At 34.7% G+C, this 15,836-nt stretch carries 10 protein-coding genes; 2 read left to right on the top strand and 8 right to left on the bottom strand.

What is annotated here, in order from left to right:
- Nucleotides 1–320: 320 nt before the first annotated feature.
- Complete coding sequence (locus ASD98_RS10195; RefSeq protein WP_056203849.1) at nt 321–1,775, bottom strand: glutamate synthase subunit beta; 1,455 nt, start codon at nt 1,773–1,775, stop codon at nt 321–323.
- A 97-nt stretch (nt 1,776–1,872) separates the two neighbouring features.
- Nucleotides 1,873–6,390 (bottom strand): glutamate synthase large subunit, encoded by a 4,518-nt coding sequence (gene gltB / locus ASD98_RS10200; protein WP_056203852.1) that lies wholly within the window; start codon nt 6,388–6,390, stop codon nt 1,873–1,875.
- 415 nt (nt 6,391–6,805) lie between these two features.
- Between gltB and sucC the strand changes: the two genes are divergently transcribed.
- Nucleotides 6,806–7,999 (top strand): ADP-forming succinate--CoA ligase subunit beta, encoded by a 1,194-nt coding sequence (gene sucC, locus ASD98_RS10205; protein WP_056203855.1) that lies wholly within the window; start codon nt 6,806–6,808, stop codon nt 7,997–7,999.
- Between the two features lie 271 nt (nt 8,000–8,270).
- Here sucC and ASD98_RS10210 read toward each other — a convergent pair whose 3' ends face one another.
- From ASD98_RS10210 to ASD98_RS10225, 4 genes are all read right to left on the bottom strand, one after another.
- Nucleotides 8,271–8,729 carry a DUF1456 family protein gene (locus tag ASD98_RS10210; protein WP_056203858.1) on the bottom strand — a complete coding sequence of 153 codons (459 nt, stop codon included), beginning with the start codon at nt 8,727–8,729 and terminating at the stop codon, nt 8,271–8,273.
- A 164-nt stretch (nt 8,730–8,893) separates the two neighbouring features.
- The gene (locus ASD98_RS10215; protein WP_056203863.1) at nt 8,894–9,913 is read right to left on the bottom strand and encodes an aminotransferase class I/II-fold pyridoxal phosphate-dependent enzyme; all 1,020 of its coding nucleotides are present in this window, start codon (nt 9,911–9,913) and stop codon (nt 8,894–8,896) included.
- A gap of 1 nt (nt 9,914) precedes the next feature.
- Nucleotides 9,915–10,925, bottom strand: a complete 1,011-nt coding sequence (locus ASD98_RS10220; protein WP_056203866.1) for a dipeptide epimerase — start codon at nt 10,923–10,925, stop codon at nt 9,915–9,917.
- A gap of 32 nt (nt 10,926–10,957) precedes the next feature.
- The gene (locus tag ASD98_RS10225) at nt 10,958–11,749 is read right to left on the bottom strand and encodes an alpha/beta hydrolase (RefSeq protein ID WP_369814765.1); all 792 of its coding nucleotides are present in this window, start codon (nt 11,747–11,749) and stop codon (nt 10,958–10,960) included.
- 57 nt (nt 11,750–11,806) lie between these two features.
- Here ASD98_RS10225 and ASD98_RS10230 point away from each other — a divergent pair, with 57 nt between their 5' ends.
- A complete protein-coding gene (locus tag ASD98_RS10230; RefSeq protein ID WP_056203872.1) occupies nt 11,807–12,208 on the top strand; it encodes a hypothetical protein in 402 nt (133 codons plus the stop codon).
- Here the strand turns inward: ASD98_RS10230 and uvrB are convergent.
- Nucleotides 12,205–14,196, bottom strand: coding sequence for an excinuclease ABC subunit UvrB (gene uvrB / locus ASD98_RS10235; RefSeq protein WP_056203876.1), 1,992 nt, complete (start codon nt 14,194–14,196; stop codon nt 12,205–12,207). The genes ASD98_RS10230 and uvrB overlap by 4 nt on opposite strands.
- A gap of 327 nt (nt 14,197–14,523) precedes the next feature.
- Complete coding sequence (locus tag ASD98_RS10240; RefSeq protein WP_056203879.1) at nt 14,524–15,465, bottom strand: alpha/beta fold hydrolase; 942 nt, start codon at nt 15,463–15,465, stop codon at nt 14,524–14,526.
- Between the last annotated feature and the right edge of the window lie 371 nt (nt 15,466–15,836).

Below are 15,836 nucleotides of genomic sequence, written 5' to 3' on the forward strand. Positions count from 1 at the left end.
TTTGTAGAAAAATAACAAATTGTAACAAATTGTTTGTTTTTAAACAAAAAGTGCTTTATTTTGAATTTTTATAAAAAAAATATTGTTAGCCCACCTATTTTACGAATCAAACAGGATAAACACAGATTTAAAATAAATATAAAAAAAATCCGCGTAAATCTGTTTAATCTGTGAAATCCGCGGACTAAATTTAAAAACAAAACCCCTGAAAATAATTCAAGGGTTTGTTAGTAGTTATGTTGTTTATTGGAATAAAGATTAAATAAAATGCAAGGAAAAAAACTTAGAACCTTAGCATCTCAGTATCTTAGAATCTAAGATTATAGACTTGGTAAATCTCCTTTTCCTTTAGTAGGCAGGTTGGTAGAACCCATTAAGAACAAATCTACCTCTCTTGCTGCTTCGCGACCTTCTGAAATAGCCCACACGATTAATGATTGTCCTCTTCTCATATCACCTGCAGTGAAAATGTGAGGAACGTTTGTTTGATAATTATGAGCTTTGTAATTGCTTCTAAAATCTAATTCAAGACCTAACTGCTCGCTTAATGTTTTCTCCGGACCTGTAAATCCAAGAGCTAATAAAGCTAAATCGCAAGGCCAGATTTTCTCTGAACCTTCTTTTTCGATTAATTCAGGTCTTTGTCCCGGAGTCATTTTCCATTGAACTTCAACGGTTTTTAATCCGGTTAATTCACCCTTATCATTAGAAATAAATTCTTTTGTATTGATTAACCAGTTTCTGTCACATCCTTCTTCATGAGAAGAAGATGTTTTTAACTGCAATGGCCAGAAAGGCCAAGGAGTTGACTCGCTTCTTCCAATTGGAGGTTTTGGTAAAATCTCAAAGTTAGTTACCGATTTTGCTCCGTGTCTGTTTGAAGTTCCAACGCAGTCAGAACCTGTATCTCCACCACCAATAACGATTACATCTTTACCAGTAGCTTTTACCTGATCCGGAATAGATTCTCCGTATAAAACTTTAGTTTGTTGTGTAAGGAAATCCATAGCCTGAACAACGCCTTTGCTTTCGATTCCTTTAGTTGGCAAGCTTCTTCTTTCTGTTGCTCCTCCGCATAAAACGATAGAGTCGAAAGCGTTTAATTCTGCTACGCTAAAGTTTACACCAACATTCACATTAGTTTTAAAAGTGATTCCTTCAGCTTCAAGGATTGCTACACGTCTGTCGATAATTCCTTTTTCTAATTTGAAATTTGGAATTCCGTAACGTAATAAACCTCCAATTGCGTTGTCTCTTTCAAAAACTGTAACCGTGTGTCCGGCTCTGTTTAATTGCTGTGCAGCTGCAAGTCCCGCAGGTCCTGAACCAATAACGGCAACTGTTTTTCCAGTTCTTGTTTTTGGAGTTTGAGGTTTGATCCACCCTTCGGCAAAACCAATTTCAACAATGTTTTTCTCGATGTTTTCGATTGATACAGGATCTTTGATGATTCCTAATACACATGCTTTTTCGCATGGAGCAGGGCATAAACGTCCTGTGAATTCTGGGAAGTTATTAGTCGATTGTAAAATCTCTAATGCACTCTGCCATTCTTCCTGATGTACCATATCGTTGAAGTCAGGAATTAAATTTCCTAATGGACAACCACTGTGGCAAAAAGGAATACCACAATCCATACATCTTGAACCTTGTTCTTTTACTTTATCTTTTGCTAACGGAATAGTAAATTCATTATAGTTAGAAACACGTTCTGCTACTGCTAAATTACTTTCGTCGGCTCTGTTATATTCTTTAAATCCGCCTATTTTACCCATGACATTTTTATTAAATTTAGTTGTGAGATGTGAAATGTGGGAAGTGAGTTGAGAAACTCAACCTTAGTACCTCTGCACCTTTGTAACTCAGAACCTTTTAATCAGCTATTAATTCTTCTATTTTTTTCTCTTCTGCAATTCGTTGTAATGCTTTTTTGTAATCAGTTGGCATTACTTTTACGAAGTGCTTTTGTTGGTTTTCCCAGTCTGCTAAAATTCTTTTTGCTAATGGACTGCTTGTGTACAATGAATGATTTTTGATCAATCGTCTTAGTTTGGTAACGTCTTCTTCTTCCATCGGGTCGAATGCAACCATTTCCATATTACATAAAGTCGAATCGAATTTTTGATTTGGATCGTAAACATAAGCTACACCACCGCTCATACCAGCGGCGAAGTTTCTTCCTGTTTTTCCTAAAACTACCACTGTACCACCGGTCATGTATTCGCATCCGTGATCTCCAATTCCTTCAACAACTGCAGTTGCTCCAGAATTTCTAACACAGAAACGCTCTCCGGCCATTCCATTAATATAAGCCTCTCCGGTAATAGCTCCGTAAAGGGCAACGTTTCCGATAATGATATTGTCTTCGGGTTTGAAGGTTGCAGTAGGAGGGACTTTGATAATCAATTTTCCTCCAGAAAGACCTTTTCCTAAATAATCATTACAGTTTCCGTGAATTTTAAATGACAATCCGTTTGTTGCAAAAGCACCAAAACTTTGTCCGGCAGAACCTTCAAAATCAACTAAAATAGTGTCATCAGGTAATCCTTGTGCGCCATAAATTTTTGAGATTTCATTACTCAAAATCGCACCTACAGAACGGTCTGTATTTTTAATTTTAAATGTAACTCTTGTTTTTTCTTTTCTATAAATAGACGGAATCGCTTCTTTAATGATATCAAAATCTAATACATTTTCAAGTTGGTGATCTTGTTCAGTTGTATTGTGAATCGGTTCTGTTTTAGCTTTTTCCGGTTTGTATAGAATAGAAGATAAATCTAAACCATTGGCTTTGTAATGTTTGATCGCTTTGTTCACATTTAATTTTTGTGACTGACCAACCATTTCTTTTAAGGTTCTGAAACCTAATTGCGCCATGATTTCTCTTAATTCCTCAGCAATAAAATACATGAAGTTGATTACGTGCTCTGGAGTTCCTTTGAAATTTTTTCTTAATTCAGGATCCTGAGTTGCAATACCAACCGGGCAGGTATTTAAGTGACAGGCTCTCATCATAATACAGCCTGAAGCTACAAGTGGAGCAGTTGCAAAACCAAATTCTTCAGCTCCTAATAAAGCAGCGATAGCAACGTCACGACCTGTTTTCAACTGTCCGTCACATTCTAGAACTACACGGCTTCTTAAATCGTTTAAGATCAAAGTCTGCTGCGCTTCAGCTAAACCAAGTTCCCACGGAATACCTGTGTGTTGTAAAGATGTTAATGGAGCAGCTCCCGTTCCTCCGTCATAACCAGAAATTAAGATAACGTCAGCTTTTGCTTTGGCAACACCGGCAGCGATGGTTCCAACTCCAACTTCAGAAACTAATTTTACGTTAATACGGGCTTCACGGTTTGCATTTTTCAAATCGTAAATCAATTGAGATAAATCCTCAATAGAATAAATATCGTGGTGAGGCGGAGGTGAAATCAAACCTACATAAGGCGTAGAGTTTCTGGTTTCAGCAATCCAAGGCACTACTTTTTCTCCAGGTAACTGTCCACCTTCACCAGGTTTTGCTCCCTGAGCCATTTTAATCTGGATTTCTTTAGCGTTTGTCAAATAGTTGATCGAAACACCAAAACGTCCCGAAGCAACTTGTTTGATTGCACTGTTTCTAGAATCTCCGTTAATTTCTTTCTGGAAACGTTTTGGATCTTCTCCACCTTCTCCAGAGTTACTTTTTCCACCAATTCTGTTCATTGCAATGGCTAAATTCTCGTGCGCTTCTCTACTGATAGATCCGTAAGACATCGCACCTGTTTTGAATTTCTTTACAATTTCTGTCCAAGGTTCTACTTCATCAATAGAAATTGGATCTAAATTATTGAATTCAAACATCCCTCTAATAGTCATTAAGTTTGAGCTTTGCTCGTTAACCATATTAGAGTATTCTTTATAACTTTCAGGACTGTTCAAACGAACGGCCTGTTGTAATTTAGAAATGGTAGTTGGATTAAACATGTGTTTTTCTCCACCACGTCTCCATCTGTAAATACCCCCAATTTCTAAAGAAAGCAAACTTGCCACTTTTGAATTTGGAAATGCTTTTTGAAAACGTTTTTTTACTTCTTTTTCTACTTCGATCAAACCAATTCCTTCGATTCTTGAAGGTGTGTAAGGGAAATATTTTGAAGTAAAGGTTTTGTTTAAACCTAAAATCTCGAAAATTTGTGCAGCTCTATATGAATGTAAAGTAGAGATACCAATTTTGTTCATGATTTTAACGATTCCTTTTGCAATCGCTTTATTGTAGTTTACAATCGCATAATCTGCTTTTACACCTTTAATAAATCCTTGATTTACCTGATCGTGAATAATTTCATTTACCATGTATGGATTGATTGCACTTGCACCGTATCCGAACAATAAAGCAAAATGATGTGGTTCACGAGGCTCTGCAGATTCAATTATGATTCCGAATTTTGAACGAACCTGTAAAATGTTTAAAGAGTGGTGAATGTAAGAACAAGCCAATAACATTGGAATTGGAGCTAATTCTTCGCTAACGCCTCTATCTGAAAGAATGATAACATTGCATCCTTCATTTACAGCTTTGTAAGTTGCCTGAACACATTTTTCAAGTGCACGCTCTAAACCGTTAACTCCTTTTTCTATTTTATATAAAGTAGAGATAGTAGCCGATTTAAAATCTACGTGATCAATGTTTCTGATTTTATCTAAATCCTCGTTAGATATAACCGGATTTTGAATTTTTAGTTTTTTACACTGCTTAGATTCAATTTCAAAAATATTGAAATCACCTCCAACCGCTAAACTAATATCGGTAATGATTTCTTCACGAATACCATCCAAAGGCGGATTGGTAACCTGAGCAAATAATTGTTTGAAATAGTTGTACAATAATTGAGGCTGGTCTGATAATACTGCCAAAGGCGTATCATTACCCATAGAACTGATGGCTTCAGCTCCTTGTCCTCCCATTGGGTTGATGATTGTTTTTAAATCTTCAATTGTATAACCAAATAAACGCTGTCTGGTTTGGAAATCTAATTTCTCAACCGGAGTTGGGTTATTGGTATAAGGAACTTTTGCTAAAGGCAATAAGTTAGCGTCTAACCATTCTTGGTACGGACGTTTTGTAACGATCGCTTTTTTAACTTCTTCGTCTTCAATAATACGACCTTCGTTCATGTCAACCAGGAACATTTTTCCTGGCTCTAAACGACCGTGCTGAATTACATCTTCCGGATCGATATCCAGTACACCAATTTCTGATGACATGATTACGAAACCACTATGTGTTAATGTATAACGAGAAGGACGCAATCCGTTTCTGTCTAATAAGGCACCAATTACGTTACCATCTGTAAACGGAATAGAAGCTGGACCATCCCAAGGTTCCATGATACAAGCGTTGAACTCGTAGAAAGCTCTTTTTTCAGGAGACATTGTCTGATGCTTTTCCCAAGCTTCAGGAACTACCATCATCATCGCTTCAGGCAATGAACGACCTGTCATTAATAAAAGTTCTACGACCATATCCATAGAAGCAGAATCTGATTTTCCTTCTAAGATAATTGGGAATAATTTTTTGATATCATCGCCAAAAACAGCACTCTGCATAAGCTCTTCACGAGCACGCATACGGCTTACGTTTCCACGAAGTGTGTTGATCTCACCATTATGACACATGTATCTAAACGGTTGAGCTAGATCCCAAGAAGGGAATGTATTTGTAGAGAAACGCTGGTGTACAAGCGCTAAACGAGTCACCAAGTCCGGATCTTTCAAATCTATATAATAACGGCTGATGTCTTCCGGCATCAATAGACCTTTATATATTATAGTAGTTGTCGATAAACTAGTAAAATAAAACATGTGGCTTTCAGAAGTTTTAGAACCTCTTACGGCGTGTTCTGCAATTTTTCTAGCTGCAAAAAGTTTTGCATTGAATTCTTGTTCAGTTAAATTTTGTCCGTTTTTAGAAACGAAAACTTGTTTAACTGTTGGTTCTTTTTCTGCGGCGATCTGCCCTAAATTTTCAACGTCAACAGGTACATCTCTCCAACCTAAGATCTTTAAATTTTGATCTTTAATAGTTGATTCGAATGCATTGATACAAAAAGATACCTGGTTTTTGCTTTTTGGTAAAAAAACCATTCCTACTGCATACTCACGCGTTTCCGGGATTTCAAAGTCACATACTTTCTTAAAAAAATCATGAGGAATATCAAATAAAATTCCCGCTCCGTCTCCAGTTCTTCCATCAGAACTAACGGCACCACGATGTTCCAATTTAATTAAGATGTCTAATGCTTTGTGAATAATATCATTTGATTTAATACCATTCAAATTACAAATAAATCCTGCACCACAATTGTCGTGTTCAAATTCAGGCAGATAGAGCCCTTGTTCTTTAACTTTCATTCTTGATATTTTTTCTACAAAAATAAAGATTTCGTTAAACATAATGTATTGAAATTATACTTTCGCTTACATTTTTGTTGTAATACTAGAAAAAGGCTTCTTAATTGATAATAATATTGTATTAACCATTGCGAAATGATAAAATGATAATGCGAATTAAAATATATTAAGAAAAATCGTCGTAAGGCTAATAAATACGGTGATGTTTTTGTTAAATATCAAACGTTTTAGTGGTTTTGAGTTAACTTTAACAAATCGTTTAGTTAACTATTTCTTTGCGTTGCGAAAGAATAAACGTTTAATACCTGTAAGTGTCATTTTTTAATAGAAAAACATTTTACTATTAAGTTGAATTTTGCTATTTTTGTCGCACTTTTATTCTGAACTAAATTCAGAACCAGACAAATTCTATATTATGAACATACACGAATATCAAGGAAAAGAAATTTTAGCAAGTTACGGAGTACGCATTCAACGCGGAATTGTGGCTAACAATGCGGTTGAAGCTGTAGCTGCTGCAAAACAATTAACTGCCGAAACTGGTACAGGATGGCACGTAATAAAAGCACAAATTCACGCAGGTGGTCGTGGAAAAGGCGGTGGAGTTAAGCTAGCTAAAAATCTTCAACAAGTTGAAGAAATTGCAGGACAAATTATCGGAATGCAATTGATTACACCTCAGACTTCTGCTGAGGGTAAAAAAGTAAACAAAGTTTTAGTTGCTGAAGATGTATACTATCCTGGTGAAAGCGAAACTTCTGAGTTTTATGTTTCTGTTTTATTGAATAGAGGTACAGGACGTAACATGATTATGTATTCTACTGAAGGTGGAATGGATATCGAAGAAGTTGCTGAACACACTCCACACTTAATTTTTACAGAAGAAGTTGATCCTTCTGTTGGATTACAAGGTTTTCAAGCTAGAAGAATTGCCTTTAACTTAGGTCTTTCTGGAAATGCTTTCAAAGAAATGGTAAAATTCATCGATTCATTATACAATGCTTACATTGGTTCTGATGCTTCTATGTTTGAAATCAACCCGGTTTTGAAAACATCTGACAATAAAATTATGGCTGTTGATGCTAAAGTAAATATTGATGATAATGCTTTATACAGACAACCTAAATATGCTGAAATGAGAGATATCCGTGAGGAGAATCCAATCGAAGTTGAAGCTAAAGAAGTAGGTTTGAACTATGTAGATCTTGACGGTACTGTAGGATGTATGGTAAACGGAGCTGGTCTTGCAATGGCAACTATGGATTTAATTAAATATGCTGGTTTTGAGCCTGCTAACTTCCTTGACGTTGGTGGAACTGCTGATGCTAAACGTGTTGAAACTGCTTTCCGTATTATCTTAAAAGATCCAAACGTAAAAGCTATTTTGATTAACATCTTCGGAGGAATCGTTCGTTGTGACCGTGTTGCTCAAGGAGTTGTTGATGCTTACAAAAACATGGGTGACGCTATTAAAGTGCCAATTATTGTTCGTTTGCAAGGAACAAATGCTGAAATTGCAAAAGAATTAATTGACAATTCAGGTATGCCAATCTTATCAGCTGTTCAGTTTCAAGAAGCTGCTGACCAAGTTAAAGCTGCTCTTTCTTAATTAAATAAGAAATCAATTATATAGAAAATCCCTTCGATATTCGGAGGGATTTTTTGTTTGTAGTTATGTCAAAAAAATCAATACATGAAATTTTTTATGGATAATGTATATCGTAGAGACGCACAGCAGTGCGTCTACGCAACGTATTTCCCATTATGGATTCACGAGACGTAGACGCACTGCTGTGCGTCTCTACGATAAATGATGTGTAATAAAAAAATCCCTTCGAATATCGAAGGGATTTTATGAAATTATGATATCGCAATATTGATTATTTCTTATTCTTACCGTTTTTGTAAACCACTTTTTCTACAACCTGTATTTTTGGTGCAGCCGGTTTTTTCTTAAAAGGTTTTTTAGCAGCAGAACCAGTTTTAGAAGGTGCTTTATCGCCTCTTCCTCTTTCTGAATCTTTAGAAGCAGCTTTAAATTCAGGTCTTTCTTTTGTGCTGTCTTTCTTAGGAATTTCCGCTTTATGTTTGGCTAAAACATCATTCGGGTTTTTAGGATTTTCTTTTGTTCCTCTTAAGTGAATTACTAATCCGTTCAGGAAGTTACGTAAAACCTGATCACCACATTCCATGTAATTTTCATGATCTTCGGCTCTAAAAAAAGCGCCCAATTCTGATTTCGTAATTCTAAAATCTACTAATTCTAAAATTTCAACTATTTGGTCATCACGAAGCATCAAAGCCACGCGAAGTTTTTTAAGTATATCGTTATTTGTCATCGTTTATTTTTTACAAAGGTACGTTTTAAAAGTAATTTGATTACAACTTATTGAACAGAGTAAAGGTTTTTTGCCACGAATTTCACGAATTTTCACAAATTAAATTTTAAGCACCATACAATTCGTGAAATTCGTGACAGACTTTTTATTTTTTCAGTACAATTCTATGTATTTAGAACTTCAATTAATTTATCTAAATCTTCTTTGAGATGGTTGGCTGTAATTACAATTCGATTTAGTGGTTCAGCATCTTTGGTGTATTTAAAGCTGGCAATAATAATTTTTTCGGCTTTTAATTTTTCTACTAATTCCTTTGATAAAAGATAAATCAAAGGGTAGTTTTTATCAAACTTGACATTGTTGTTTTGGATTAAAATCGAGTCTGCATATTTTAAATTATCCAGCAGTTTTATGTGTTGTAAAGTATAAATTTCTGCAGCATCTGAAAGTGTTTGAACAAAAGCAGGGTTCATTCCCGCTGCACTTGTAAAAGTTTCCATTTCTTTTATTTTATTGATAAAATCAACATTCCCTGCTATAACACCACCAGTTAAACCAAAAGCTTTTCCTAGAGAAGAAACCATGATTTTTCTTTTGAGAGGGAAATCAATTGATGCGTAAATCCCGGCTCCATTTTTACCTAAAATCCCAAAAGAATGTGATTCATCCAAAATTAAAGTAACTTCTTTATGATTTGGAATTTGTTTTAAAAATGATAAATCAACAGGTTTTGTTTCAAAAGAAGGAACACCGTCAGTAAGAATCACTATTTTTTCAGCTTTTGAGTCTAATAAACGATCATTTAATTTGTCATTAACGAATAACGGAAGACTATTTTCAATTTTGATTGCATTGTGTGTGTCATTAAAATGAAAAAAACAATCTGTCTGCTTTTTCATTAAATCGATAACCAATTTCCCGGCCAGCATTCCTGAAGAAACCGTAACCGTACTTTCTGAACCTATGTGAGCAGCTAAAAACTTTTCACCATTGTCATAAGCACTTAATTTGATGTTGGCTGTTCTGGAACTGCCGTAAGTTGTTCCCCATTTTAAAATATTCTGCACGACTAAATCCTGGAATTTTTTATTGGTTGGCAGCCCCAAATAAGCAGTTCCGCCAAAATACAAATACTGTTCTTGGTCAATTTCTATAATTCGATCGGGAAATTTTTCTACTATCATTTTATAGAAGTGTAACCCCGGTTCCGTTAAGATCAGAATAACTCACAGCACCATTTTTTATGGTTACTCCGGTTGCAATATCTTCTGCTAAAAGCAAAGCACCATCCATATCAACATAATCAAGTTGAGGTAATAAATGAGCAATTGCAGAAATCCCAACTGTTGATTCCGTCATGCAGCCTACCATCGTTTTTAAACCTAATTTTTTAGCTTCTTCGATCATGCGCTTTCCCGGGGTTAAACCGCCGCATTTTACTAGTTTTACATTAACTCCATGAAAATGATTGAAACATTTTGCGACATCTTCCTCAATAATACAGCTTTCATCTGCAATTACCGGAAGAACAGAATGTTTAAAAACCTCTTTGTGCGCTTCCCAATTGTCTGCTTTCATAGGTTGTTCTAAAAACTCAACGCCCAGTTTTTTTAATTCAATAGCATTATTAATTGTTTCATCAACAGTCCAGCCGCAATTGGCATCGATTCTAAAAATAGCATCTGTATGTTTTCTAAGTTCTTTTACGATGGCAATATCTTCTTTGGTTCCTAATTTAATTTTATAAATAGGCCAGGGAAGTTCCTGCATTTTTGAAACCATTTTTTCAATAGAAGCAATTCCAATTGTGTAATCCGTAAGCGGATTTCTTTCGGTTGTGTAATTCCATAATTCGTATAACTTTTTACCTTTTTTACGAGCATACAAATCATTATAAGCTAAATCTAAAGCGCAAAGTGCAAACATATCCTCTTTCAAATACGGATACATTTTTGCCCAAAATGCATCTGGAGTTTCATCTTGTGTGTTTTCAATAATGCTCCTGATTTTTTCTAAATCCTGAATCATCATTGAAACTGTTGTTTTGTAATACGGATTTGAAGTTGCTTCTCCAAAACCCGAAAAACCATCACTCTGAAGTTCAACAATTAAAGAAGGCTGAAAATCAATTGATTCTCTTGAAATCGTGAAAGTATGTTTTAGTTTTAGGTTATATTCTCTTAAAATTAGTTTCATGATTTTTGTGCTGTTTTTTTATGTTTTTTTTCTCAATAATTAAGCCAAAGAACTGCTTTTACAAAACCGTCCCTCCACAATTTTTCATTATGTTCGCCGCCTTTTACAACTTTAGATTTGGTGAGATGAAGACAGTAACAACGCTTTGTATCCAATAATTTTTCCATTTTGGTCATGTCTTTTACCATATTTTCATCTTCTTTATCGCCGCATAAAAAGTAAAATTTTGTTTTAATTTTTGGAATCTTCTCAGTAAAAGTATAGATATCGTTTGTGTACCAAAATGAAGGTGAAAAAACGCCTGCCTTGCCAAATACTTCGGGATATTTCAAAGCTCCATAATACGAAACTAAACCACCAAGTGAACTTCCAAAAATGATTGTATTCTTAGCTTTTGTTTTGGTTCTGTAGTTTTTATCTATATAAGGTTTTAATGTTTTTACGATAAATTCTAAATAATTATCGGCATTTCCTCCGCCGTATTTTTCATTTTTAAAAGGTGTTAATTCGTCGATACGTTTTTCGTTTCCGTGTTCAATCCCAACAACTATTATTTGCGCTTTTAAACTGTCTAATTTTTCGTCGACATTCCATTCGCCGACATAAGAAGTTTTGGCATCAAACAAATTCTGAGCATCGTGCATATAAATTACACTGTATTTTTTGGCTGAAGCCGAATAATTTTCGGGAAGATAGATCCAGATTTTCTTTTGGGTGTTTAATTGAGGTGCTTCAATGGTAAAAGTTGACACGCTTTTTGAAGCCGTACTTTGTGCATTTCCGGCAATCATCCAAAGAAATATAAATATGAAAAATCCCCTCATCATTAGATTTTGTGTTTTTAATTTAAAAGCAATATTTTAGCTAAAAATAACAAATTGATGAATACCGAAGCACAAAAGAAAAGTTTACTTTTAGAATTAATTGCGTTTTCTACAGTCGATGGGCAATTACATAAAAGAGAGTATGAATTTTTGTGGCACGTTGCTCAGGAATTAAATATCGGGCTGGATGTTTTTCATGATTTATTTCATCAGGAAATTAAGCCAGTAGTTGTAAAATCAGAATTTCAGCGTATTCAGCAGTTTTACAGATTGGCTTTAATCATGCACTGCGATGGAATTTTACACGAAAAAGAAGCAAAAGCCATTCAGCAGATTGCGATTGAAATGGGATTAAACCCAACTGCAGTAAAGCGTATTTTAGATTTAATGAAAAAAGCTCCAAATGCCATGATTGATCCTAAAGTTTTATTAAGAGTTTTTCAGGAACAACATAATTAAGGTAATTGTTCCTGTAACTTTTTGATATCATCACGTAGTTTTGCAGCCTGCATAAAATCTAATTCTTTTGCTGCTTTTTCCATTGATTTTCGTTTCTCACGAATCATTTTCTCAAGATCTGCTTTTGACATGTATGCTGTTTCCGGTTCTGCAGCGGCTGACAAAGTATGACCTAGTTCGTATTCTACCAAAGGATTTTTAGTAAAAGCACTTTCTATTTTTTTGTTTAATGCCTGTGGTGTTATATTATTTTCGATATTATAATTGATTTGTTTCGTTCTTCTATAATTGGTTTCGTCGATTGTTCTCTGCATACTCGCCGTAATTTTATCGGCATACATAATTGCTTTACCATTTAAGTTTCTCGCTGCACGCCCAATTGTTTGAGTTAAAGAACGGTGATTTCTTAAGAAACCTTCTTTATCAGCGTCTAGAATTGCCACAAGCGAAACTTCGGGTAAATCTAAACCTTCACGAAGTAAGTTTACTCCAATTAAAACATCAAAAATTCCTTTTCGTAAATCCTGCATGATTTCGATACGTTCTAAAGTATCCACTTCAGAATGGATGTATCGGCATCGAATATTGACTTTGGTTAAATATTTGGCTAATTCTTCTGCCATTCTTTTAGTCAAAGTTGTTACCAAAACTCTTTCGTCTAGCTCACAGCGAACCTGAATTTCTTCAATCAAATCATCAATTTGATTTAAACTTGGACGCACTTCAATAACCGGATCTAATAATCCCGTTGGACGAATAATCTGCTCAACATAAATACCATCAGATTTCTGTAATTCGTAATCTGCCGGAGTTGCCGAAACGTAAATTACCTGATTTTGCAAAGCTTCGAACTCTTCAAATTTCAAAGGTCTGTTGTCCATTGCGGCAGGTAAACGGAAACCATATTCAACCAAGTTTTCTTTACGGCTGCGGTCACCTCCATACATGGCGTGTACCTGCGAAACCGTAACGTGGCTTTCGTCAACAATCATTAAAAAATCGTTTGGGAAATAATCTAGTAAACAGAAAGGTCTTGTTCCGGCTTGTCTTCCGTCAAGATAACGGGAATAATTCTCAATTCCGGAGCAATAACCCAATTCACGAATCATTTCTAAATCGAAATTGGTTCTTTCTTCCAAACGTTTGGCTTCTAAATGTTTGCCTATTTCTTTAAAATAATCTACTTGTTTTACCAAATCCTGCTGGATTTCCCAAATTGCACCTTGAAGGACTTCCGGCGAAGTCACAAACATATTGGCAGGATAAATAGTCAGTCTTTTAAACTTTTCAATTACCTGAGAAGTCTTCGCATCAAAAGATTCTATTTCTTCAATTTCATCTCCAAAAAAATGAACCCTGTAAGCATCATCTGCATAACTTGGATAAATTTCAACCGTATCACCTTTAATTCTAAAAGTTCCCGGATTAAAATCGGCTTCTGTTCTGGCGTACAAACTTTGTACAAGACTATGCAGCAATTTAGTTCTCGAAATAAGCTGATCTCTGCTGATCTCAATAACATTCTTCTTAAATTCAACAGGATTTCCAATACCGTATAAACACGATACAGATGCTACTACCAAAACATCACGTCGACCAGAAAGAAGGGAAGATGTGGTGCTTAAACGCATCTTTTCAAGCTCTTCATTGATAGATAAATCTTTTTCAATAAAAACTCCTGTTACGGGCATAAAAGCTTCCGGCTGATAATAATCGTAGTAAGAAACGAAATACTCCACCGCATTATTCGGGAAAAATTGTTTGAATTCTGAATACAGCTGTGCGGCCAAAGTTTTGTTATGTGCCAAAACTATGGTAGGGCGCTGTACTTCCTGAATAACATTGGCTACTGTAAATGTTTTACCTGATCCTGTAACTCCTAATAATGTTTGGTATTTTTCTCCACCAACTACACCTTGTGCGAGTTTTTGTATGGCTTGCGGCTGGTCTCCTTTTGGACTATATTCTGAAGATACTTGGAAATTCATTTTTGACTGATGAAAAGTTGGTTTTGTAAAGATACAAAGTTTGAATGCTATAAAAAAGATAAAAAACCTGATGATTTGTATAGTCCCTACGGGACAATTTTAAAATATAACAGCCCTTTATTTCTACCGATATTTAATCTCTACGAGATAGTTTTTCCGAATTAATTTTAAATTATAATTAGAATATTTAACCAAATTTAATAGTCAAAAGATAATTTTTTCAACAAATAATTTGTTCTTAAATATATCTCGCAGAGATTAAATATCGGTAGCAAAACAAATATTCGCTTGTACAAATTGTCCTCCCGTAGGGACTATACATTTCCGTTATTCTAAAAAATTAATAACAGCATCATTTATAATTTTTGGCTGGTCGATAGTTAAAAAATGCCCGGCATCTTTTATGATTTTTGTTTTGCTGTTGACTAAGTGTTTTTGTGCCCGCTCTAAACTTTCTTCAGAATTAATAACATCTTTATCGCCAATTAAAACCAGAACGGGATTATTGATTGATTCTAATTCTTTATCTGAAAAAGGCGTCATTTTTAGCATACTTGAATTTGATTTGGCGTATTTATTAGCCAGATAAAATTGCCTGTTGTAGATAGGACTAATTTTTTCCGGATGCGTAGAAAATGTTTTTAATGTTTTGCTGAATTTCTTTTCACTAGGAAAAAGTTTTAAAAGTAAAGCTGATGATGTTTTTCTAGGTTTGTCAATGAATTTAAAAGTTTGTGCCGGACTTAACAGCACAATTTTATCTATAGAATTTTCTTTTTGAATGGCCAATAATGTTGCAATCCAGCCACCTCGGGAAGCACCAATGATGTCAAATTTCTTTAATTTATAATGATCAAAAATTTCGTTGTACCAAACGACAATTTCTTCTGATGAAAGTGGTTTTGCGGTTAAATGAGATTTTCCGGCTTCCATCAAAAAGTCGATGGCATAAATGCGATGATTCTTGGCTAAAGCTTTAATGTTAGGATACCACATGGTTGAACTGGCATCCATTCCGTGGAGTAAAACTAAATCCTTTCCATTTTTTGGTCCGGCGATAATGACATGGGCAGTTCCAAAATTTGTTTTTACATTTTCTTCGGTATATGGAATGTCCCAAAGTTTCAAAGCTTTGTTATAAGCAGTTTCATATTTTTGTTCTTCGCTTTTAGTTTTAAAAACGTAATCTTCAAATTTTGTCTTTTTGGTTGAAGCGCAGCTTGTGACTAAAAATAAAAGTATTGCTAATCTGGAGTATAATTTTGACATGGTATAAGTTCAATTTGAACTTAAAGTTACGATTATAGAAAACAGAAACTGTATCAGAATTTTGTTTTAAAATATCATAATTACAATCTGTCATGCTTTTTTGGATGTCAAATGATAGATTTGAACAAATGATAAAATCGCATTTGGAATAATAATCGGTAAAAGCCATTGGTTAAAATCTCTGTAATCTTAAAAAAAAATACCATAAACAACAAAACAAATACATCCAAATAAGTTTATGAGTCGTATTGTTTTTAGGTCTTTTAGCAAAAATCCTCCAACAATAAAAAAGGAAGCGAGATAACCTATATATTCTGCCATGATTCTGATATTTAATAGTTTAGGACAAACCTAACAAAAGTGTATTATAA

The sequence above is a fragment of the Flavobacterium sp. Root186 genome (assembly GCF_001428525.1).
Taxonomy (GTDB): Bacteria; Bacteroidota; Bacteroidia; order Flavobacteriales; family Flavobacteriaceae; genus Flavobacterium.

Excerpts from the sequence above, each read along its gene's own strand:
- ASD98_RS10215 (WP_056203863.1), bottom strand. The coding sequence starts at position 9,913 with ATGATAGTAGAAAAATTTCCCGATCGAATTATAGAAATTGACCAAGAA.
- sucC (WP_056203855.1), top strand. The coding sequence starts at position 6,806 with ATGAACATACACGAATATCAAGGAAAAGAAATTTTAGCAAGTTACGGA.
- ASD98_RS10225 (WP_369814765.1), bottom strand. The coding sequence starts at position 11,749 with ATGAGGGGATTTTTCATATTTATATTTCTTTGGATGATTGCCGGAAAT.
- gltB (WP_056203852.1), bottom strand. The coding sequence starts at position 6,390 with ATGAAAGTTAAAGAACAAGGGCTCTATCTGCCTGAATTTGAACACGAC.
- ASD98_RS10210 (WP_056203858.1), bottom strand. The coding sequence starts at position 8,729 with ATGACAAATAACGATATACTTAAAAAACTTCGCGTGGCTTTGATGCTT.
- ASD98_RS10230 (WP_056203872.1), top strand. The coding sequence starts at position 11,807 with ATGAATACCGAAGCACAAAAGAAAAGTTTACTTTTAGAATTAATTGCG.
- ASD98_RS10220 (WP_056203866.1), bottom strand. The coding sequence starts at position 10,925 with ATGAAACTAATTTTAAGAGAATATAACCTAAAACTAAAACATACTTTC.
- ASD98_RS10195 (WP_056203849.1), bottom strand. The coding sequence starts at position 1,775 with ATGGGTAAAATAGGCGGATTTAAAGAATATAACAGAGCCGACGAAAGT.
- uvrB (WP_056203876.1), bottom strand. The coding sequence starts at position 14,196 with ATGAATTTCCAAGTATCTTCAGAATATAGTCCAAAAGGAGACCAGCCG.
- ASD98_RS10240 (WP_056203879.1), bottom strand. The coding sequence starts at position 15,465 with ATGTCAAAATTATACTCCAGATTAGCAATACTTTTATTTTTAGTCACA.